Raw genomic sequence first — 22,970 nt, forward strand, 5'->3', positions numbered from 1 at the left:
AAGTATAATTTATAATTCTCCCTATTGAATGAGAGCTCTCAGTATCATAAGATATTCTCATTTCAAACTTGTTCTTGATGCATTAAGCAAAATTATTCACTTACATGTCATAAATGAGGTTGATATATGGATAAAAATCTGGAAAAAGGCATTTTTTCTTATGAAGCCATTTAAATGCAAAAGTGATTATAACATTTTGACTTGATCAAAAGCATGCTCTTGCTAACTTGTTTCTAGATATCATTCTTTGTATTGTTCAATATAATCGTAGACACTCTTTGTATATTAAGCCTACCAATATTTGATTTATAATGATATATATAGCATTATTCATATTGAATTAGAAGCCTGAATACCATAAAATTTTCTCAAGTTGAATCAACCAAAACTATTTGTTTGCGCATTACACAAGGACAAACTTAAGTGGAGTAAAACTGTACAATAAAAATGCCCCTTATAAATCGGACCAAAGGCTGTCACAAAATTGGATGTTGGTGAAGTGTGTAATGTTAGCGGCTTGATACTCCATAAGCGTAAAGATGGTGGTGCTCAATAGATTTTATATCATATTGAGAGCCTTATCGTTATACAATTTATGAGCGCACTGTAAAATGGGATTGGAGCCAGTTTTTTGAAAAAGCGCGTGAATGAGAAACTCTAATACATTCTCCGTTTAGGGGAGTATTTTGCATAAAGGGCGTAACTCTGCTAAAGAAAGTGAAAAAGAAAAGCTTAAGGCGATGCGTAATCTGCATTCCTTAACAGATATTACTTTAGGTCCTTTTGAAAGGCGTAAAGTAAAATGAATGATCGTCAGAATGTTTTACATTGATATCTTCATATTCTCTGAAAATTAGGGCATATACCAGTTTCAGAGATTTAAGCCTTCTGACCTCCTGCCGTATATTCCTAGCCTCTCTTCAAAATTGTTTTTATTGCCTCAACTTCAAATCAAAGAGCACTTACGTTATAATTGTTATCTAAAGATGATAGAAAAAAGGACAAAACGCCCATATTATCGGCATTTTGTCCTCTTGCATCCATAATTCACTCCATTAAAAGCCAATTTTAAAGTTAGCTATGAGCAAAAATATCAACTTCCGCCCACCCTAAAAGGTCAAGCTTAGCTCTCATAGGCAAAAATTGAAAGCATGCCTTGGCAACATTTTCTCGCTCTTCGCGTCTTAAACGTTCTTCAAATATAACCTTTAAACGATGCAAATATAACACATCTGATGCAGCATATTCAATTTGTGCCTGTGATAACGTTTCTGCCGCCCAATCCGAAGATTGTTGCTGTTTAGAAATATTCACATTCAGCATTTCATTACAAATTTCTTTCAATCCATGACGATCCGTATAGGTACGTGTGAGTTTTGAAGCGATCTTTGTACAAAAAACAGCCTCTGGCATAACACCAAATGTATGCGCTAAAATAGCAAGATCAAAACGCCCAAAATGAAATATTTTGGTGACAGCGTTATCTTTAAGAAGCTTGACCAAATTGGGAGCACTCTTTTGTCCTTTAGAAATTTGTATAATATCAGCAGTCCCATCTCCAGAAGAAATCTGAACAACACACAAACGATCACGATGTGGCTGTAACCCTAAAGTCTCAGTATCAATCGCAATGGCATCAGTTTTATAATTGTCTAAGTTTGGCAAATCACCTTGATGAACGCGAATCTCAGCCATTCACCCTCCTCTTTGCTAAAGCGGTAAGAATGCGTGCCCAAGACCTCTGCCCCTTATGAAATGATTTTAGATTATACTTTTCATTAGGCGAATGAATACGATCATCAGCCAATCCAAAACCAACCAAAAGAGTTTCCATACCAAGAATTGACCGAAAATCGGCAACAATTGGAATAGACCCCCCCATGGCTGTCAAGACAGCAGGAACTTCCCACTCTTGTGATAAAGCATCCTTCGCCTCCTTGATAAAAGATGAATCATCAGACAACTGAAGTGCTGGAGAAGAACCATGATTCTTAAATTCAACCGTACAGTCAGCAGGAATTGAGCTACGTACATAATCACGCAGCGCTTGGCGTATTTTCTCTGGATCTTGCTTATGGACTAGACGACATGATACTTTTGCACTCGCTTGAGACGCAATAACCGTTTTCATCCCTTCCCCTTCATAGCCCCCACTAATACCATTAAATTCCATGGTAGGACGTGCCCATACAAGCTCTAAAATGCTCCGTCCTTTTTCACCTGCTGGAACAGAAAGACCAATAGGACCAAGCAAATTTTCAGCAGTACAATTAAGCGCATTCCATGATTGTAAAATATGTGGAGGTGTTTCTTCTACTCCATCATAAAAACCAGGAAGCGTCACCTTATTATTTTCATCGTGAAGTCCTGCCAAAACTTTAGCTAAAATACGAATAGGATTAGCGGCTACGCCCCCAAAATAACCAGAATGCAAATCACGATTAGCTGCTGTGATAATAATCTCTTCCGCCATAATTCCCCGAAGAGAAAGAGCAATAGACGGTGTATTTGCATCCCACATCGACGTGTCACAAACCAGTGCATAATCTGCCTTAAGCTCCTCCTTATTTGCCTTCAAAAAAGGAATAAGAGAAGGAGAAGCACATTCTTCCTCACCTTCACATAAAATAGTTACTTTAACGGGAAGCTGTCCTGTTTCTTTCTTATAGGCACGACATGCTTCAATAAATGTCATCAGCTGACCTTTATCATCAGAAGCACCGCGAGCACAAATAACTTTTTCTCCATCTCTCTCTTTTAAAGAAGGTGTAAATGGATCATCCTCCCATAAACTCAACGGATCAACAGGTTGAACATCATAATGTCCGTAAAACAACACATGTAAACAATCCTCTGAAGGTCCTGGATGATGCCCAACAACCATTGGATGACCCGGTGTATCACGCCGTGAAGCCTCAAAACCAATGCTTTTTAAATCCTCTACTAACCAGTCAGCTGCTTGACGACATGCGTCCTTATAAGCCGAGTCTGTAGAAATCGATTGAAAACGTAAAAGAGAAAAAAGGCGTTCAAGGCTCTTTTCTATATTTCCATCAAGATGTGTTAGTACTTTATTCAGCATAAAAAAACCTCTCAAGCCTCATATATTTATATAATTGTAAGAACCTGACTTTAAGCCTCTTGTAGGATTTTGCAAGACATCTTATTCATTTTTGACACTGTGAGCAGTAAAAACTTGAACGCCCAGCCTGTAAAATACGTAATATAGGCGTTCCGCATTCCAAACATTCCTTGCCTTCTCGTCCATAAACTGAAAAAGCATGTTGAAAATAACCAAGGGAACCATCTATATGCATATAATCACGTAAGGAAGAGCCACCAGATAAAATAGCTTCAGAAATTACATTGCGTATATTCTGTGCTAAAGAATCTGCTAGTTCACGTGCATATACCGTTTTTGACGCCAATGTAAATGCACCACGCTGTGGAGATAAACGACTCCGCCAAAGTGCCTCGCAAACATAAATATTTCCAAGCCCCGCAACGATAGACTGATCAAGTAAAACACCCTTGAGAGACATTTTTTTATTAACAAAAGCCTTTTGTAAATAACGACCAGAAAATGCATGACTCATAGGTTCAAGCCCTAGCTTATTTAAAAGCGGGTGTTTATAAAGCTTGTCCGTATCAACTAACAGCATAAACCCAAAGCGACGCACATCATTATAAATAAGATGATAAACTTCACCATTCCTTGTCTGAATACCCATGATAAAATGATCATGCTTAACCAATTTACTGGTCGTTGAAAAAGCTTTTCTTAAAAGAGTGTTTTCTATACGCCATGAACCAGACATTCCTAAATGGCTTAAAATCGTTTCATCCTGAGAAAGATGAAATAATAAATATTTCGCACGTCGACTAAGTTCTAGAATTCTTCTACCAATAAGCCGTTCAGAAAAAGCCTCAGGAAAAGGAAAACGCAAATCTCTCCGATTAAGTTTAACAGATACTATCTTTGCATCAATGACAACAGACTTAAGTCCACGACGAACCGTCTCTACTTCAGGAAGCTCAGGCATCACTCCTCTTTAATAATTATGCACTCTCCAAGCATATCACTGATCAATTGATCTCTTCCCTACTCTCAAAGAATAAAAATTTTCAACTCATCTGTTCTATAAATAATCGTGATTCTTATCAAGTGAACTTTATTTGGCTGCATACTCATGTAACTCATTTAACGAAAGGTTTTACACGATCAAGCTCTATCCTGAATATTCATCCACGTACTCTAGAAATACCCGCCCTGTCAAGGAGACTTATCAACCTCAAATGACGTGTTTTACTTTTACGGTATAACAGGATTAAGAAGTCCATTCACCTTTACGAAAGATAGGAACTCTTACACCATCCTGCGTAAGACCATCTATATCAATTTCACCAGAGCCAATCATCCAATCAATATGAATAACACTTTTATTACCACCACGTGCCGCAATCTCTTCTGATGTCAATGATGCCCCACCTAAAAAGCATTTGGAATAACACTGCCCTAAAGCAATATGACAGGCTGCATTTTCATCAAATAAAGTATTATAAAAAAGAAGGTCACTCTTAGAAATTGGTGAAGAATGAGGCACAAGGGCAACTTCACCCAATCGGCTTGCACCCTCATCACTTTGTAAAACCTGCTGTAGAACTTCCTGACCTGTTGATGCTCTGGCCTCAACAATGCGCCCCGCTTCAAAACGTACTTCAATATTATCAATCAGTGTTCCTTGATAAGAAAGAGGCTTTGTTGAGCGAACAAAACCTTCAACCCTATGAGCATGAGGAGTCGTAAAAACTTCTTCTGTCGGAATATTGGGATTGCAAACAACACCATTTTTCGCAACGGATGCCCCCCCATGCCATTCATGATCATCTGCCAAACCAACTGTTAAATCAGTCCCTGGTCCTATGAAGTGCAAGGCAGAAAAACGCTGCTCATTAAGCCAAGATGACCGTTTCTTCAAATTTTCATTATGGACAACCCACGCATGTACCGGATCTTCTCCTGTAATACGTGAAGCAGAAAAAATTGCATCAGCTAATTTCTTAATCGCCTCATTAAGTGGCAAAGAAGGAAACATCGCTTCAGCCCATCCTGCTGTTGGATAAGCAACAATCGACCAATTCATAGCAAAATTCGATATTTGCTTGAGTGCCGGCTGATAAGCCATTGAAGTGGCTTTATTTAATCGCGCAATCTTATCAAAATCTTGATTGGAAAGGAGTAAAGGATTATCACCAACAATCGCTAAACGTGCGGCACCATTTTCAAAAGCTTTCGCCATTCCCTCATAGAGCCAAGAAGGAGCACAATCAAAACTAGCTGTATGAGCATTTTCAAAACGCGTAAGCGATAACATATCATCACTAAAAATTGGTGTAATGACACCAGCTCCAACCTTATAAGCATGATATGCAATACGCCGAACAAAAGGTAATGCTGAAACTGGAGCAGTCAAAACAAGATCTTGACCCTCTTGTAAATTTAACCCCACTTTTACCGTAACTTCTGCAAGACGATTAAGCATTTCAGGCGAAATTGTCTCATGAATATCAAAATACATTACCTATACCCTTCTTTAAGTAAAATGCGTCTCTTAACGCCACCATATTCTAAATTGCTTTTCCAGATCCTTTCAATTTACTTTCTCTACATCCATTTATACGTAGCACATTACTAAAGAGTTCACTGAATTCATAAACCGCAATGGGGTGTAAAACTCTTCTTCGGTCGCACAAAAACTTACCAGTTTCTGTGTCGTTTTTCTAATATTGCAACAATTGCATTTAACTGATCTGATGAAGGCAACGCCATAATTGTTTTATTTTCCTCTTTCCTCGCTAGATGTTTAGGCGCATAGGTTGGAATGGGAACTTTATCAAGCTGTGCCATAGCAAAAGATGTAGGTTGTACTGTCTTGGACTGTGCTACTTCTGTTGAAGAAGATGCACTTTTCTCTGCTTTGACTCTCTTACTTTCTAAACCTTCATCGATAAAGCTTGGTGCATGACCAGAGCGCTCCTGAGCAAAGGCATAAGCAACATCATAAGGGCGATTATCCGTAGGAATTTGAAGTGATCCATCACGGGATCGCTTTTCATAAAAAGCATTCCCCCCTGCAACATGAACATAGTGCATGTTTTTATAAGGAAAAGACAAACCAGCGGTATGAAAAAACTTAGCATGTTTAACCTTCTTATCTCGTTCACCCCGTAAAACTGCATCAGCAGCTTCTCTTACACGAGCAACAGATGCTTCTTCCGTCATAGGACGCGTTAAAACACCAGGCGCAAATTGCTTATATTGACCAACAACACCACAAATCGTCTCAGGATAAGCGCTTGAATTAACACGATTCATAACAACCGTCCCAACGGCAATCATCCCTTCACGGCTTGTGCGATTTGATTCAAAATACATCGCACGCATAAGGCATTGGCGCTCTGTCAATGGATACGTAACTGTTTTTGTTTTCTTATTATTTAGTTTTTCAGCATCTAAATGACTTGTAGCACACCCCACAACAACAAACGGCGCTACGCAACAGGTAACAAAAACATTCCAACGATTTTTTTTCATCTTAGGCAACACATTCCTATAATCTTTGAGCTATTCAAATTTTGAAATGAGCTTTAAAGGTATCTCTCAGTAAAGTATACAGCTAATTGTTACCACTCCGTAAAATTTTAATACAAATGGTAATCAAAAACTATCTATGCGAAATAAAAAATAAAATACTCTTAATTTATAGATCAATATTGTCGTTCCTCATGGAACAATATAAACCTCTAACAACCCACACATTTCAATCGCAATAAAATAATATGATTACTCATTCTACATACGAAAAAAGACTGGGATATTAAAACTCTTTGCATCAATATTGAAAAAATAATACAGATACCCCCTTATAATATAGATCTTAACAAAATGATCAGAAAGAAAATCCCCCTCCAGCCATAATCCAAATAATGGTATCATCCAATGTATAAAAATGTCAAATTAAGAATTAACAATCTGCCATGTTAGCCTAAAAAAACTCTTTGGGGCTGCTGTATGTTTTTTCATCATATGGTTACTATATCCTTTTTATGTTCTTTCTAAAACTTCTGTATTGTAAGAAAATATTCAATCTATTTTTTCTCACCTACGCCAACTTTATACGTAAGGTCATCGCGAGGGCGATCAGAAGACATATGATAACCCGTTATAATATAATGCAACATTTCAGCAATATTGGTAACATGATCACCAATTCGTTCAATATTTTTTAAACAAAACAGCAAGTGCGTACAAACCGTAATATTGCGCATATCTTCCATCATATATGTCAAAAGTTCACGAAAAAGAGAAGTATACAAAGCATCAATCTTCTCATCACGCTCACGCACAGCGTCAATACGCTCTAATTGGCGACTCGTATAAGCATCTAAGACTTCTTTTAATTGATTGAGCGCTAAGGCTGTAATTGTTTCAAGCCCATGATAAAAAGACGCAGATTGACGTATTTCTGAAAGGGCAACTGTCCTCTTAGCAATGTTTTTGGCCATATCCCCAATCCGCTCAAGATCAGAAGAGATACGAATAGCTCCAATAATTTCACGCAAGTCTACAGCCATTGGTTGACGCTTGCAAATAATAGCAACCGCTTTTTCATCAATATCACGTTCTGCTTCATCTAAAAACACATCATCAGCAATCACTGCCGTTGCAAGTTGAAGATCACTGCAGACAACCGATGAAACAGATCGTTCAATCATTCTTTCCGCATGGCGCCCCATTTCTGTAATCCTTGCTTTTAGATATTTTAGTTCTGCATCATAAGAACGAACAGTATGGTTCATAGACATATCTTATACTCCTCAATTCACCTATCCAAAACGCCCCGTAATATAATCTTGTGTCCGTTGTTCTTTTGGTGAAGTAAAGATCATTTCAGTTGCACCAACTTCGACCAAATGCCCTAAATGAAACATGGCCGTATATTGAGAAACACGTGCAGCCTGTTGCATGGAATGTGTTACAATAACAATTGTATAATTTTTCCGTAACGCATCGATAAGTTCTTCAATCCGAGCCGTCGCAATGGGATCAAGAGCTGAGCAAGGCTCATCCATCAAAATAACTTCAGGACTAACTGCAATGGCGCGCGCAATACACAAACGCTGTTGTTGTCCTCCCGATAAACTTGTTCCAAGATCATGAAGACGATCTTTTACTTCATCAAACAAACCAGCCTGTCTTAAACTCTTTTCAACCACATCATGCAATTCAGAACGCGTTTTCACTAAACCATGAATACGCGGACCATAGGCAACATTTTCAAATATAGATTTTGGAAAAGGACTAGGTTTTTGAAAAACCATTCCAACCCGCGCCCGTAATTCTACAACATCAATTCTCTGGTCATAAATATTCTCCCCATCTAAAGTAATAAGACCCGTTATTTTAGCCCCTTCAATCGTATCATTCATACGGTTAAAACAACGCAAAAAAGTCGACTTTCCGCATCCTGATGGACCAATCAAAGCAGTGACTTGATGTTCAGGAATATCAAGGGTAATACCATGAAGTGCTTCTTTGTCTCCGTAAGAAACCTTCACATCCTGACCACGCATTTTAATCTTCATAACAAAAACTCACCTTACAAAAACCTTATCGAAGTTGTTATTTTATTTAAATTACTGGCGGCGTTCAAATCGTCGACGTAAAAAAACCGCAGAAATATTCATGATCGCAAGAAAAATCATTAAGACAATAATAGCTCCTGATGTCTTTTCAACAAAAGCGCGCTCTGCTTCACCCGACCACATAAAAATTTGAACAGGCAAAGCTGTTGCCGGATCCATGGGAGTCATAGGAATATTAACAACAAAAGCAACCATTCCAATCAAAAGCAAAGGTGCTGTTTCTCCCAAAGCCTGAGCGACTCCAATAATCGTACCAGTCAAAATACCAGGCGCTGCTAAAGGCACAACATGATGAAAAATCATTTGTGTTTTTGATGCCCCCAACCCTAAAGCTGCCGCACGAATAGAAAGAGGAACAGCACGCAAAGCAGAACGTGTTGCAATAATGATCGTGGGAAGAGTCATGAGCGCTAAAACCAGACCACCAACAAAAGAGGCTGAACGTGGTAATCCTAAAAAATTAACAAAAACTGCGAGTCCTAAAAGACCAAACACAATCGAAGGAACAGCGGCAAGGTTATTGATATTTACTTCAATAAAATCTGTAAATTTATTTTTGCGTGCATATTCTTCTAAATAAAGAGCCGTTGCTATGCCTATCGGGAGTGAAACCAATAAAACGATGCCTATCATATAAAGAGATCCAATGATCGCAACACCTAATCCTGCAGTCTCAGGACGACTTGAAGCGCCAAATGTAAAAAAACCAATATTAAATGTTTTATAAAGCGTACCATCATGCGCTAAACGCTTTATCCATTCTACTTGTCGATTAGAAACTTTGCGGTTTTTTTCTGCTACATGCAGATCAATCTGTCCTTTATAAGCAGAATCAATATCCGCAGCTGCCAAAACTTTGATTTTTTGCATTGTGCCAATCAGTTTTGGATTTTTTGTCACCATCTCACGCAGTTGAACACGCACACTATTGGAAAACATACGGTTAATATCCTGCAAAGAGACGCGATCATTTTGATTGACACCGAGCTTTTTTGCTAAAGCATTGCGTACAAGAAGCGGGTAATTCGCTGTTATGAGGACTTGTGGTTTTGTTTGACGTTGACCACTTGGATCAATGATCTTTTCATCCAAATAAATCGATAATGCCATTTCACTTTGAAAAAAAGCTGTATAACCTTGGCTCATGATCGACCATAAAAGTGCAAATAAAAAAAATAAACCAATAAAAATGGCAATCAAACCGTAGGCACGAAAACGACGCTCAGCCCAATACCGACGCTTGAGGCTAATATTGCGACGAGGGAAAATTTTTTTATTCATTCATATTGTTCCCGATATCTACGCACAATATAAAGAGCTAGAATATTCATCAAGAGTGTCATCACAAAGAGCGTCATCCCTAAAGCAAAAGCCACCAGAGTTTGTGGAGAGTTAAACTCAAAATCACCGGTCAATTGGTTAACAATCTTAACCGTCATGGTGGTCATTGATTCGAAAGGATTGAGTGTTAAGTTTGCTGCAACACCTGCCGCTAAAACCACAATCATTGTTTCCCCAATTGCACGCGATGCCGTCAATAAAATAGCTCCCATAATCCCTGGAAGTGCTGCGGGTATAACGACTTTTTTAATCGTTTCAGATTGCGTTGCACCTAAACCATAAGAACCTTCACGTAAAATGCGTGGAACAGCCGTAATAACATCATCCGACAAAGAAGAAACAAAAGGAATCAACATAATTCCCATCACAACTCCAGCAGTCAAAACACTTTGTGCCATAATAAAACCACCCCCATCTGAGAGAGAAATAGACAGATCACGTAAAAATGGTCCGACAACTTTCAAAGCAAAAAAACCATAAACAATGGTTGGGATGCCAGCCAGAACTTCTAATAATGGTTTTACAATTGCTCGCAATCGCGCAGAAGCATACTCGGCCATATAAAGAGCTGAAAATAGACCTATAGGGACTGCAAAAAGCATGGCAACAAATGCAATATAAAGTGTACCAGCAAGGAGCGGTATTAAACCAAATTGTCCAGCTTCATTACTTGAACCGCTCGCGGAAAAACGCGGATCCCAAACTGTTCCTAAAAAGAAATTTGAAAAGGATACAGATTGAAAAAAGCTTATCGTCTGAAAGAATAGAGAAAGTGCAATGGCTATTGTCGTCAAGACCGCAATGATAGAAGCACAAGATAATCCAATAATAATTAAAGATTCAACCTTATTGCGCGCACGTTGATGAGGCGCAATTTGTATTATTCCACTGATAAATCCAAAAGAGGCAATAGCAAAAAGAAAACCATGACCAATAAATTGAAGCTTTTTAGAAGAAAATATCCATGACTGCGCTATTTTGAACACATCATCGGATGCTTCATGTGGCAACATCAACCCTTTCGCAAGTAATTGTGCCTGCACGTCCTTATAGGAAGCAATGGACAGATCCCCTTTAAAGTAATGAATCATTTTGACAACACTTTGAAGCGTCTCCCAAAGTAGATCATGATTTACAGATTCTGCTATATGTGCACTATACGCCCAAAGCTCTCGAGAAGCATTATATTCTAAATAAATTGTACTCCCAACATCCCATAAAATTAAAAAAATAAAAGCCGGAATAACAGTAATCAAAAATGTCCACCAGCCATAATAATACGCACGAGAATGCATTTTATGTTGTCTGTATTCAAGAGCACGTGCTCGCATATAAGAAATACAAAAGCCACAAAATCCAAAAAGAAATAACAAAAAAACAATAAAAGAAATGCGCATTTTATCTTTCAGTTTTTATAAAAAAATAGCACCGAAAACTCTTACTCTGGAACGACAATAAATTATTTCAACATCATGACGCGACCAGCAGAAAAATCAGAACGCTGTGCTTGGCGTTCCTTTTCAGGAGCAACAATCAAACCATATTCAGCCAAAGGGCTATCTGGACCAATCATTTGATCAGAAAGAAAAAAGTCAACATACTCTCGCAAACCTGGAACAATATCTAAATGTGCTTTCTTAATATAGAAAAAAAGCGGACGAGAAACTGGATATTGTCCACTAGAAATTGTCTCAACTGTTGGCGCAAAACCATTAATATCAGCAACCTTTAACCTATCAGCATTATTTTGATAAAAAGACAAACCAAAAATACCAACCCCTGTTTTATTCGAAGTCAGACGCGCAAATGTTTCAGAATAATCACCATCAATATCAACCGCTTTTCCATCCTTACGGACCGCAATACAAGCAGCGTGTATCTCCTTATCATCCATCCCTAAAGACTTCATCACCTCAACTGCCCCACTCTCTTTACAGCCAACAGCAAGTAACTTTTCCTCAAAAACTTCACGTGTTCCATGCTTCTCTCCAGGAATATAGGCTGCTATCGTCCAATCAGGAAGAGCACTATTGATGGTACTCCATTTCAAAACATGATTGGGTTGCAACTTCCCATCTATAATAACGCGAGCTGCAAGAGCTTTATAAACATCTATCGGCTGTAATTTCCAATCAGGACCTTTAATATCTGTTGCAAAAACAATGCCATCATACCCAATGCGTATTTCCTCAATATCTTTCACACCAGCCTCAAAACAAGACTGCAATTCACTCGATTTCATTGCCCGCGAAGCATTCACAATATCAACGGTGTTCTCCCCAATACCACGACAAAATTCCTTAATTCCCGCTCCTGTTCCACCCGATTCGATAACAGGAACCTTAAAATGGGGATAAATTTCTCCAAAGGTCTCAGCAACAATCTTTTGATAAGGTAAAACAGTAGATGAACCAGTAACCTGTATTTGATCACGCGCATTGCCTACATTTGCTGACAGCAGTAACGCAAAAACCAATCCCACTCCAATTGATAAGACTCTGCTCATCTATAAACTCCCTAAAAATCGAGGATAAAGCCTCTTAATTTATATCATACGGTCATTCTAGTTCACATTTGCAACATAACAAAATAAAAAACAACATGGATCATTTTTTTAACAAAACCATGATTGAATCCTGTATAAATTAATGTGAACGTTTGGACTCAACAACATCCCAAAACAGATGTGCAATATCTGTACCGCAGAAGCGTTTAATTTCACGAATTCCCGTAGGAGATGTTACATTGATTTCTGTTATATAATCTCCAATCACATCAATCCCCACAAACAGAAGACCACGTTCCTTTAAGGCTGGACCAATGCGTTCACAAATTTCATAATCACGTTTTGTTAACGCAATATTTTCCGCACGACCTCCAACATGCATGTTAGAACGTACATCTGTTTTTGTCGGAATTCGATTAATGGCTCCAACAGGCGTACCATCAAGCAAAATAATCCGTTTATCCCCTTTTCGTACTGCCTCTAAATAACGCTGAACAATAAAAGGTTCGCGATAAATGTCCGAAAACATTTCCAACAACGATGCTAAATTACGATCATCTTGTTTTAAATAAAAAACACCAGCGCCCCCATTCCCATAAAGTGGTTTCACAATAATATCGCCAAATGTCTCTCTAAAAGCAGTTATCTCTTCAATATTTTTGGTAATTAACGTTTCAGGCATCAAATCAGAAAACTCTGTCACAAAAATTTTTTCTGGACTGTTGCGGACCCATGCAGGATCATTCACAACAAGTGTTTTAGGATGAATACGTTCTAATAAATGTGTCGTGGTGATATAATTGAGATCAAAAGGCGGATCTTGGCGCAAAAGAACTACATCCATATCTCTTAATTCTGTACGAACCGGCTTTCCTAATTGATAGTGCTTTCCCTCTTCATCATAGACACTCAATGACTCTAAGCGCGCAATCACACAACCATCGTACAGAGATAAACGATCTGGAGTATAATGGAAGAGAGTGTGCCCACGTTCTTGCGCTGCTAAAGCGAGAGCAAATGTTGTATCTCCTTGAATCCGAACGGTTGAAATATGATCCATCTGAATAGCAATTTTCATAAATAAATCCTCCCTATCCTAAAAGCAGACTGGTCTATGCACCATAAACTTAGTAAACAATAAAATAACGATGACAAGAGAAAATTCATGACACAAGAAACAGATACAAAATTCAATAACGAAGAAATCGAACGCTATGCACGTCACATCATTTTGCCTGAGATTGGTGGTGCGGGACAACAAAAGCTCAAACAAGCGCGTGTTCTTGTTGTGGGTGCTGGTGGTCTTGGAGCACCTGTCTTAACTTATTTGGCTGCCGCAGGCGTTGGGACCCTTGGAATTGTCGATAATGACACTGTTTCACTTTCCAATTTACAACGCCAAGTTATTCATAACACAAATGCAATCAACCAAAGCAAAACAGACAGTGCTGAAACCACTATAAAAGCAATAAATCCCCATGTTATAGCTGAAAAACACACCCTACGCTTAGATAAAAGGAATGTGGATAAACTGCTCAATGCCTACCATATCATTGTTGATGGAAGTGATAATTTTACCACACGCTATCTTCTTGCTGATCACGCTGCCCAATGCAAAAAGCCTTTAATAAGTGGTGCTGTAGAACGTTTTAATGGCTCATTAACCGTCCTTATGCCGTATAAAGACAATAATCCTCACTATCGCGATTTATTCCCCATCCCTCCTGCTCCCGATACAATCCCAACATGTGCTGAAGCTGGAATCATCGGTGTTTTACCTGGCGTTATTGGAACCCTACAAGCCATGGAAGCCATTAAAATAATCACAAACATCGGAGACCCACTCGTAGGAAAAATTCTTCTCTATAATGGCTTATTAGCGCAGTTTCATGTTATTACCTATAAACGATCAAATTCCAGAGAAAATACCATTGCTCTTAAAAAGCCCAGAAAAACACATGGGGATTGATGTCTATAGGAGAATTGAGTTAAACTTCATGGAGAAGCTTTAACCACACAATGATTACATTTAAAAGCAGAAAACTGGTACTCATGAATGGATAATCCTTCGGTAATAATTTCACAGACAAGTATATGTGGAAAAAGTGAAGCAAACGGATCTTGAAAACCAATCTGCTGATGACAACGTAAAGAATGTATTTTCTTAAAAGATCTCTTTAAAACAAGTGGGGAAATATGTAACGTTAACTGTCTTCTGTTTTATGTGAGAGACATTTTCCCTATTAAAACATCAATAAGAGCTCTTGTAATAAAACCTTGAAACTAAAATCATAAACAAAAAAACTAATCATCCTTCTTTCTAAAATGAGCCGCTATAATATAAGTTAATTTGGCTCATTTGCTTTATCATTATCCATTGGTAAAGGAACTGGATGATCGGATAAACTACGTAAATAAAGCAAAAGATCAGCACGATCTTGGTCATTTTTAATTCCACGGAAAGACATAGTCGTCCCAGGGAATGCTTTACGTGGAGAATGCAGATAACGATCTAACGTTACGAAATCCCATTTTTGATCAGAATTTGCGCGCAATGCCCGTGAATAGGCAAAACCTGCTGCTGACGCCAAAGGACGATTAACAATCTCCCAAAGAACCGGACCAACACGCCCCGCTTGATTGCGCCCAGAAGTATGGCATATAGCACATTGACGAAAAATTTTACGCCCATTTTCAAAATTGCCTTGTTGAAGGCGACTATTGAGTGATATGGTGATGTGAGATTCTTTTTGTTTTTCTTTAAATGTATCATTCTTAGTAACTGTGTGGTGATATTGGGCTGATGGAGAATGATCATAAACGATATCGCTGAGTGTGGAAATTCCCACAACAATAACCAGCACACATAAACACGCACAAATAAAATAGATAACTTTCGAGCGATTCATAAAAACTCAAATGTTCACGGTTTCATTACCATTTTTAGTATAAGCTTTTTCTTTGTAACACACAACATCGTAAATGCAGCACAGACGACATTTGGAATCTTGCAATGGCTCTTGAACCGATTATTCTTATTCCTGCCCGTATAGGCTCAACCCGCCTTCCCCAAAAAGCTCTCGCTGAAATCGGTGGAAAGCCGATGATTGTTCATGTCGCAGAACAAGCCAAAAAAGCAGCAATAGGGCGTACGATCATTGCAACAGATCACAACGATATTGCCAAAGTTGTTGCAGAGTATGGGCATGAATATCTCATAACACGCAGTGACCATAAGTCTGGATCTGATCGTATTTATGAAGCTTTGGTACATATTGATCCTGAACAACGCTACAATGCTATTTTAAATATACAAGGGGACCTCCCAACGATCATGCCCCATGAAATCATCAGTGCACTACACCCTTTGGAAAATAGCTTTACTGATATCGCAACCTTGGGGGCTCAAATCACTGAGGAAGATGAAAAAAGAGATCCCAATGTTGTCAAAATCATTGGAACACCGCTTTCTCAAAATCGCCTTCGTGCTCTTTATTTCACTCGTACTACAGCTCCTTATGGAGAGGGTCCTCTTTATCATCATATTGGGATATACGCTTATCGGCGCGAAGCACTTGAAAAATTTGTATCATTCACCCCCTCTACACTTGAGATGCGTGAAAAACTTGAACAATTACGAGCATTAGAGCATAATATGCGTATCGATGTGGAAATAGTTGATACGATTCCTTTAAGTGTAGACACACAACGTGATCTCGATAGAGTACGCAAGATTTTAGCATGAAAACACTCAAAAAAACCAATAAAATTTCTTTCCAAGGAGAATACGGCGCTAATTCCCATATTGCTTGCTCTAATATGTTCCCCAATATGGATGCTGTGCCCTCTGCTACTTTTGAAGACGCGCTTAATTTGGTAGAAAATGGGAAAGCTGATCTTGCTATGATTCCTATTGAAAATACTCTTGCTGGACGGGTTGCGGACATTCACCATCTTTTACCCCAATCATCACTTTATATCATTGATGAATATTTTTTGCCTATCCATTTTCAACTCATGGTTTTGCCCGGCGTTGCCCATGACGAAATTAAAACCGTCCACAGTCATACACATGCCCTTGCACAATGTCGAAAAATCATACGAAACAACGGTTGGAAACCTGTTGTTTCTGCTGACACCGCTGGAGCTGCGAAATTTATTAAAAAAAGTGCTCAACGTTCACAAGCAGCCTTAGCCCCTCTGATCGCAGCAGAACTCTACGGGCTTGATATCCTTGAAAGAGATGTCGAAGATAATCCTCATAATATTACGCGTTTTGTTATCCTTTCACGATCCAAACGACATGTGCCCAAACCTACAAATGGCGAAAAAATCATCACCAGTCTTCTTTTTCGAGTGCGCAATGTTCCCGCTGCTCTCTATAAGGCTATGGGAGGATTTGCAACCAATGGTATTAATATGACAAAATTAGAAAGCTATCAAATTGGTGGAAATTTCAATGCAACACAATTCTTTGTTGATATTGAAGGACATCCTGAAGATCCCATGATGAAACTTGCCTTAGAAGAATTATCTTTCTTTTCTGCCGAATTGCGTATTATTGGTACTTATCCAGCACAAAACGATCGAACATCGCATATATAAAAGCATATATAAAAGCAACGAAACCACCGTCATTTTTCACTGATACCGAAGGACATCCTAAAAATCCTATAATGCAATGTGTTGTGGAAAAAACTCGTCCTTTTATGCTAAACGCGCTTCATTATAACGCTAAAATAGAAAAATAGAGTAATAACATCCGATAACGGAATATATAAACTGCTTTGATAATGGTTTTTGATAAATTACATTATAATAAACAGCAGTTCAACGCGTACCAAAGACCTCTGTGAAGAAAAACAATTTAACTTATCATTAGAGTATATTAAGATAACAGGTCTTTAAATCTCTTGAATTTAGATAATTTTTAACATGCTTTTTATAAAGCTAGGAAATGTTGTTTAACTCTGTTTTTTTGAATTACGTTTGAATTTTCCCACTTATAAAAATTGATTTATGATTCATTTTGTTAAAAAAGGAGAAGATAATGCAAAAAATCTTTATGCAAGGATTATTAACTGCAAATATTCTCGTCTCCTCTAGTGTTGCGTTTGCTGGATTTGGCGAAAGAGAATGGAATTTTGAGCCCAATGAAGCTGTTACAATTGGTATACACAATGAAATACAGCAAGGTGCTGAATATGGGTGCGAAGCATTTAAACCCGAAAAAGTATCCTTTACTTTATCATACTCATCTCCTTCTGACGTCAACAACCTACACATTGCTGCAGATGATGAAAAGAAAATAACACATGACAAAGAACATAAGAGCTTTACGCTCAAAGATGTAAAATCTCTCGATATAGGTTTCCCTAGATCAGGATATTATACTTTTAAAAATATTACTAAGGAAAGAGTTATTGGTCTAGATTGTGAAGCAGGGGATTTTTAATAATATTTTCAACAATATCTTAGCGTTGCGTAGATGTATAAAAAGACTTAAAGTAAGCTTTTTTCGAAATTGGGCAGTATACATCATTAACGCTCGGTTTTTGAAAAATTCAACTTTGTGCTTATGGAATAAAAACTGTGTCATAAAGTTAAACCGTTAAGAAAAACAAATTTCAAAAAGACTGAATATTGAACAACTTTTGTAAATTGTGAAATTGTTTATTATATTTTCATTATCAGAATAACTTGTTTGTATGAGACTATCGTATCTGCCTGCACCATTGAAGACTCTCAAAATTGCTACATGCTATATCGTATATAAACAGAAAAATAAAAAAGCTTTGTTCATAGCAAATCAATGGAGGAGTTATTTCTGAAAATTTAAATCTCCATTACTTTCTGTTATCTATAATACAAGAATGAAGCTCAAAGGAAAAATTCTCGGATTTGTGTTATATTTTTTATTTCTGAGCTTGATTTTTCATTCCAAATCGACAATATGGACTTGGGAGGTTGGTGGTGGACGAACTACTCGCCAACTGGGTCAGGTCTGGAAAGAAGCAGCCCTAACGAGTTCTGGTACGGGTCATCGTGCCGGCCTCCTATTTTGATGAAGAGATTATTTTTTTCTACGTTTTAGCAAGGTATGTAATCTTTAGAGCATCATTTGTATGCAGCATGTAAAGGGATTTGGTTGTTTTTAAACAAATATCCCATAAGAAATACATTGATTGAGAAAAAATCCTTTTATATGAGAGTGCAGTATTGACCTATGCCTTGTGTATGATCAAAATGTACGCATAAAGAACTTCAAAGTTGGAAACATTCATGGAAAATGTACCGGCAGAAACAGCCTATCGTGTTCTTGCTCGTAAATATCGACCTCAAAACTTTTCTGACCTCATTGGTCAGGAAGCTATGGTGCGTACTCTCACCAATGCCTTTGAAAAAGGTCGTATTGCGCAAGCGTGGGTGTTAACAGGGATTCGTGGTGTAGGTAAGACCACAACAGCACGTATTTTGGCACGTGCGCTCAATTATAAAACAAAAGATATTGACCAACCAACAACCATCTTGGACTCTCTTGGTGAACACTGCACACAAATTATCGAAGGGCGTCATATTGATGTTATAGAAATGGATGCTGCTTCTCATACGGGCATTGACGATATTCGTGAAATTATTGAACAAATACGCTATCGTCCTGTTTCTGCGCGCTATAAGGTTTATATTATCGATGAAGTCCATATGCTCTCAACGCAAGCCTTTAATGGTTTGTTGAAAACGCTTGAAGAACCACCATCCCATGTGAAATTTATTTTTGCCACAACAGAAATTCGAAAAGTTCCCATTACAATTCTTTCGCGTTGCCAACGTTTTGATTTGCGACGAATTGAATCAAAGGCTTTGAGTGCACATTTGCGCAAAATTGCGAAATATGAAAAGGTCGAAGTAGAAGATCAAGCACTCTCTATGATTGTTCGTGCTGCAGAAGGCTCTGCACGTGATGCATTATCTATTTTTGATCAAGCAATTGCCCATAGCAATGGCGATGTTAATGCCGCTGCCGTGCGTACAATGCTAGGATTAGCGGATCAAGCACGTATTATTGATCTCTTTGAATTTATCATGAAGGGCAATGTGGTCAATGCATTACATGAATTACGCAGTCAATATGATGCAGGTGCTGATCCTCTTACAATATTAACAGAATTAGCCGATTTTAATCATCTGGTCACACGTTTACGTTTCACACCAGAAATAGTGGAAGATTTCTCACTAACTGAAGAACAACGTTTAAGAAGTTTAGACTTTTCAAAAAGACTTTCCGTTCCTGTTTTATCTCGAAACTGGCAAATGTTACTTAAAGGCTTACAAGAAGTTAACCAAACTGCACGTCCACTGCAAGCAACAGAAATGCTTTTAATTCGTCTTGCACATACAGCTGATCTCCCCACTCTTGATGAAGCTTTAAAAAAACTTACGCAAGAAAAAACACCTCTCACGCTCATTGCAAACTCTTCTCATAAAGAATCGATAAATGTAGATAATATAACAAAAGAAACAACAATGGATAGCCATGCTTCCTCGAGCGCTTCAAATACATTACCAAATCAATCCGATTTAAAAACATCCTTGCAAGACGCCCCATTAGACCACTCCTTAAAACCAGAAAATTTTGTTAAAAGTCAAACACCTGATAAAACCAACGCCCAAGAAGTAACAGAAACTCTAGAAAATTCTCAATCGACTAAACTTTCTGAAAAGAGTGCAAATGTATCGCAGTCTGTCACCCAAACAACAGGAGAGATTACTGAACCTAAAACTCTCGTGATTAATTCTTTACACGATATTGTTAAATTAGCCGAACAGCATAATGATGTACCTTTCAAACTCCTTATTAAAGAATTTGTTCATCCTGTTTCTTTTAAAACTGGGCATATTACTTTAAGACTTTCTGAAAATACCCCACAGTTTCTTGCTCATGATATCGAAAAAAAAATCTCTCAATGGGCTGAAAAACGCTATGTGATAACTTTTGTTAATGAAGGCGGCGGTCCAACCTTACAGGAAGAAAGTGTAGCGATTCAAAAGGCTCTTTTTTCCAATGCAGAGACAGATCCGGATATCGCAAAAATCCTCAACCATTTTCCAGAAGCAAAAATTGTCGATATTCGACTTAATCGAGAAGAAAATGATCTTGATTTACCCCTCGATACCTTTAAAAATACTGATCTCTTTGAAAATGAAAACGATAGCAATGATGAATAAGGATACCTATTCCTATGCGTGAAATGATGAGCATGATGAAAAAAGCCAAAGAAATGCAAGAAAAAATGCAGAAAATTCAGGAGGAAATGGCTAACCTGCAAGCTACCGGCACTGCAGGGGGCGACCTCGTCAGTATCACTTTAAATGGCAAAAATATTATAACAGCAATTCAAATTGACCCTTCATTACTCAAACCTGAGGAAGCTGAAATTCTTGAAGATCTCATTATGGCGGCTTATAATGAAGCAAGGACAAAAATTGATAATGCACTAGAAGAAAAAACCAAAAGTATGACGGCAGGGCTACCGCTCCCGTCAGGCTTCAAGCTTCCATTTTAATGAAACATTTTTCCCCACGGGACAAAATATATGTCTAAATACATTGCAGGACCTGAGATTGAGCGTCTCATTCAGCTTTTAGCACGGTTGCCAGGTCTTGGACCACGTTCAGCGCGTCGTGCTGCGCTTCATCTTATTAAAAAAAAGGAAACTTTGCTGGAGCCTTTAGGAGCAGCAATGCAAACAGCGATAGAAAAAGTCGGCATTTGTTCTGTTTGTGGCAATGTCGATACCATTGATCCTTGTTCAATTTGTACCGATCCGCGACGTGATGATACAACGATCATTGTTGTTGAGGATATTGCTGATCTGTGGGCTCTTGAACGCGCAAAAACTCTCGCCGCACGTTATCATGTATTGGGTGGACGACTCTCACCCTTAGATGGAATAGGTCCGGACGAACTCAACATTGCCACCTTAATACAACGTGTTGTAGAAAACCCAATTATGGAGATTATTCTTGCTGTCAATGCAACTGTCGAAGGACAAACAACCGCTCATTACATCACCGATCAGCTTTCTAATTTTTCAGTAAAAATTACACGACTTGCTCATGGTGTTCCTGTAGGAGGTGAGCTTGATTATCTTGATGATGGAACTTTAGCAGCAGCTGTACAAGCAAGAACAAATCTTTAAAATTTTTCATCTTAGCCTTTAGCTCTTTAATGATAGGGGAATATCCAAATGCTAAAGAAAAACCTCTCACTTTTAAACAATTTTGGTCCTGGTATTTTAGTATGTTTACTCATATCAGCTTTAGCGTATGGTTTAGAAGTTCTAGAAAAACAGCTTTTTGGGCAAGCATGGCTTGAAAGTCTTGTTTTAGCAATTCTCTTAGGATCTGTTACTCGTAGTTGTTTTACGATGCCAACCTATTTTCAAAAAGGTATCAATTTTTGTGCCAAAACACTTCTTGAAGTTTCTATTGTCCTTCTAGGTGCAAGCATTCGTATTCATGCCGTTCTTTCCACCGGTTGGAATTTACTTGCAAGCATTGTATTCGTTATATTTGTAACCATTCTTCTCAGCTTTATCATCGGGCGCATTTTCGGACTTTCTAAACATTTGGCAATGCTCGTTGCGTGCGGAAATGCTATCTGTGGAAACTCAGCCATTGTTGCCGTTGCCCCCGTCATTAAAGCAAAACACGAAGAGATTGCTGCATCAATTGCTTTTACAGCTCTTTTGGGGATCCTTATTATTTTATGTCTCCCTTTTGCACATCCACTTCTAAATTTATCCTTTAACCAATACGGTGTGCTTGCTGGGATGGTTGTTTATGCTGTACCACAAGTTTTAGCAGCTACCGCATCTGTCTCTTTTGCGAGTGTTCAAATTGCAACCGTTGTTAAATTGGTACGCGTTCTCATGTTAGGCCCTCTTATTTTTGCCCTGTCACTCATCTATCGTCGATCAGAACAAATACACTTTCGTTGGCATACTCTCATTCCATGGTTTATTATTGGTTTTATGATGATGATGTTGGTCCGCTCGAGCAATCTTATCCCCGAAACAGCTCTCAATCCGATCAAATTTATTACTCAATTGTTCACAGTCATTTCAATGGCTGCATTAGGACTAGGTGTTGATATTCGTTCATTAAAAAAAGCAGGATGGCGCGTGATTTTAGCTTCAACTTGCTCTATAATTATTCTCGGTATTTGTAGCCTTATCATGATACAATTGAATGATTTAAATCATATAACATTTTGAAATATTCTTGTTTCTTTTTTCAACGGAACATGCGATAAACTCAGACAATTGCCAATATTATTAAAACAGCTCTTTCATTTAAATAATCCTTTCTTAAATGACTTTATCTATAAGCTAACTCTGCTTATGATATGTAAGAA

Annotated in this window: 20 protein-coding genes and 1 other RNA gene; 9 read left to right on the plus strand and 12 right to left on the minus strand. The window is 38.1% G+C overall.

All coding sequences use genetic code 11. The annotated features are described in order from the left end of the window. Nucleotides 1-1,074 precede the first annotated feature (1,074 nt). The 11 genes from PVV70_RS03035 to gshB all read right to left on the minus strand — a co-directional run bounded on the left by PVV70_RS03035 (nucleotide 1,075) and on the right by gshB (nucleotide 13,631). Nucleotides 1,075-1,695 (minus strand): ribonuclease D, encoded by a 621-nt coding sequence (locus tag PVV70_RS03035; protein ID WP_273757825.1) that lies wholly within the window; start codon nucleotides 1,693-1,695, stop codon nucleotides 1,075-1,077. Beyond that, nucleotides 1,688-3,082, minus strand: a complete 1,395-nt coding sequence (locus PVV70_RS03040) for a M20/M25/M40 family metallo-hydrolase (protein ID WP_273757826.1) — start codon at nucleotides 3,080-3,082, stop codon at nucleotides 1,688-1,690. The genes PVV70_RS03035 and PVV70_RS03040 overlap by 8 nt, the downstream gene beginning before the upstream one ends. An 85-nt stretch (nucleotides 3,083-3,167) precedes the next feature. Beyond that, a complete protein-coding gene (mutM, locus tag PVV70_RS03045; RefSeq protein WP_273757827.1) occupies nucleotides 3,168-4,043 on the minus strand; it encodes a bifunctional DNA-formamidopyrimidine glycosylase/DNA-(apurinic or apyrimidinic site) lyase in 876 nt (291 codons plus the stop codon). A gap of 285 nt (nucleotides 4,044-4,328) precedes the next feature. Next, entirely contained in the window at nucleotides 4,329-5,579 is a 1,251-nt protein-coding gene (locus PVV70_RS03050; RefSeq protein ID WP_273757828.1) for an aminopeptidase, read from the minus strand. 179 nt (nucleotides 5,580-5,758) lie between these two features. Then, on the minus strand, nucleotides 5,759-6,595 hold the full coding sequence (locus PVV70_RS03055) for a cell wall hydrolase (RefSeq protein WP_273757829.1): 837 nt from the start codon (nucleotides 6,593-6,595) through the stop codon (nucleotides 5,759-5,761). Between the two features lie 554 nt (nucleotides 6,596-7,149). Continuing rightward, entirely contained in the window at nucleotides 7,150-7,866 is a 717-nt protein-coding gene (gene phoU / locus PVV70_RS03060) for a phosphate signaling complex protein PhoU (protein ID WP_273757830.1), read from the minus strand. Nucleotides 7,867-7,887: 21 nt separating this feature from the next. Next, a complete protein-coding gene (pstB, locus tag PVV70_RS03065; RefSeq protein ID WP_273757831.1) occupies nucleotides 7,888-8,646 on the minus strand; it encodes a phosphate ABC transporter ATP-binding protein PstB in 759 nt (252 codons plus the stop codon). A 51-nt stretch (nucleotides 8,647-8,697) separates the two neighbouring features. Further along, a complete protein-coding gene (gene pstA, locus PVV70_RS03070) occupies nucleotides 8,698-9,987 on the minus strand; it encodes a phosphate ABC transporter permease PstA (protein ID WP_273757832.1) in 1,290 nt (429 codons plus the stop codon). Beyond that, nucleotides 9,984-11,444 (minus strand): phosphate ABC transporter permease subunit PstC, encoded by a 1,461-nt coding sequence (pstC, locus tag PVV70_RS03075; protein WP_273757833.1) that lies wholly within the window; start codon nucleotides 11,442-11,444, stop codon nucleotides 9,984-9,986. Before pstC ends, pstA begins: the two co-directional genes overlap by 4 nt. 62 nt (nucleotides 11,445-11,506) lie before the next feature. Then, nucleotides 11,507-12,553 carry a PstS family phosphate ABC transporter substrate-binding protein gene (locus PVV70_RS03080; protein ID WP_273757834.1) on the minus strand — a complete coding sequence of 349 codons (1,047 nt, stop codon included), beginning with the start codon at nucleotides 12,551-12,553 and terminating at the stop codon, nucleotides 11,507-11,509. Between the two features lie 139 nt (nucleotides 12,554-12,692). After that, nucleotides 12,693-13,631: a glutathione synthase gene (gene gshB / locus PVV70_RS03085; protein WP_273757835.1), complete on the minus strand. Its 939-nt coding sequence runs from the start codon at nucleotides 13,629-13,631 to the stop codon at nucleotides 12,693-12,695. An 87-nt stretch (nucleotides 13,632-13,718) separates the two neighbouring features. Between gshB and PVV70_RS03090 the strand changes: the two genes are divergently transcribed. Next, entirely contained in the window at nucleotides 13,719-14,522 is an 804-nt protein-coding gene (locus PVV70_RS03090) for a molybdopterin-synthase adenylyltransferase MoeB (protein WP_273757836.1), read from the plus strand. A gap of 376 nt (nucleotides 14,523-14,898) precedes the next feature. Here PVV70_RS03090 and PVV70_RS03095 read toward each other — a convergent pair whose 3' ends face one another. Continuing rightward, entirely contained in the window at nucleotides 14,899-15,462 is a 564-nt protein-coding gene (locus PVV70_RS03095; protein WP_273757837.1) for a cytochrome c family protein, read from the minus strand. Between the two features lie 104 nt (nucleotides 15,463-15,566). Between PVV70_RS03095 and PVV70_RS03100 the strand changes: the two genes are divergently transcribed. From PVV70_RS03100 to PVV70_RS03135, 8 genes are all read left to right on the plus strand, one after another. Further along, on the plus strand, nucleotides 15,567-16,298 hold the full coding sequence (locus tag PVV70_RS03100; protein WP_273757838.1) for a 3-deoxy-manno-octulosonate cytidylyltransferase: 732 nt from the start codon (nucleotides 15,567-15,569) through the stop codon (nucleotides 16,296-16,298). Continuing rightward, a complete protein-coding gene (locus PVV70_RS03105) occupies nucleotides 16,295-17,158 on the plus strand; it encodes a prephenate dehydratase (RefSeq protein WP_273757839.1) in 864 nt (287 codons plus the stop codon). The genes PVV70_RS03100 and PVV70_RS03105 overlap by 4 nt, the downstream gene beginning before the upstream one ends. A gap of 445 nt (nucleotides 17,159-17,603) precedes the next feature. Further along, nucleotides 17,604-18,008 carry a hypothetical protein gene (locus tag PVV70_RS03110; protein ID WP_273757840.1) on the plus strand — a complete coding sequence of 135 codons (405 nt, stop codon included), beginning with the start codon at nucleotides 17,604-17,606 and terminating at the stop codon, nucleotides 18,006-18,008. A 507-nt stretch (nucleotides 18,009-18,515) separates the two neighbouring features. Next, an RNA gene (gene ffs, locus PVV70_RS03115) (signal recognition particle sRNA small type) lies at nucleotides 18,516-18,613 on the plus strand. Nucleotides 18,614-18,835: 222 nt separating this feature from the next. Next, nucleotides 18,836-20,779 carry a DNA polymerase III subunit gamma/tau gene (locus PVV70_RS03120; RefSeq protein ID WP_273757841.1) on the plus strand — a complete coding sequence of 648 codons (1,944 nt, stop codon included), beginning with the start codon at nucleotides 18,836-18,838 and terminating at the stop codon, nucleotides 20,777-20,779. A 14-nt stretch (nucleotides 20,780-20,793) separates the two neighbouring features. Further along, entirely contained in the window at nucleotides 20,794-21,117 is a 324-nt protein-coding gene (locus tag PVV70_RS03125) for a YbaB/EbfC family nucleoid-associated protein (RefSeq protein ID WP_139412799.1), read from the plus strand. Nucleotides 21,118-21,147: 30 nt separating this feature from the next. Continuing rightward, nucleotides 21,148-21,753, plus strand: a complete 606-nt coding sequence (gene recR / locus PVV70_RS03130) for a recombination mediator RecR (protein WP_273757842.1) — start codon at nucleotides 21,148-21,150, stop codon at nucleotides 21,751-21,753. 48 nt (nucleotides 21,754-21,801) lie between these two features. Continuing rightward, a complete protein-coding gene (locus tag PVV70_RS03135; protein WP_273757843.1) occupies nucleotides 21,802-22,830 on the plus strand; it encodes a YeiH family protein in 1,029 nt (342 codons plus the stop codon). Nucleotides 22,831-22,970: the final 140 nt, after the last annotated feature.

It is taken from the genome of Bartonella sp. AU55XJBT, from assembly GCF_028618525.1.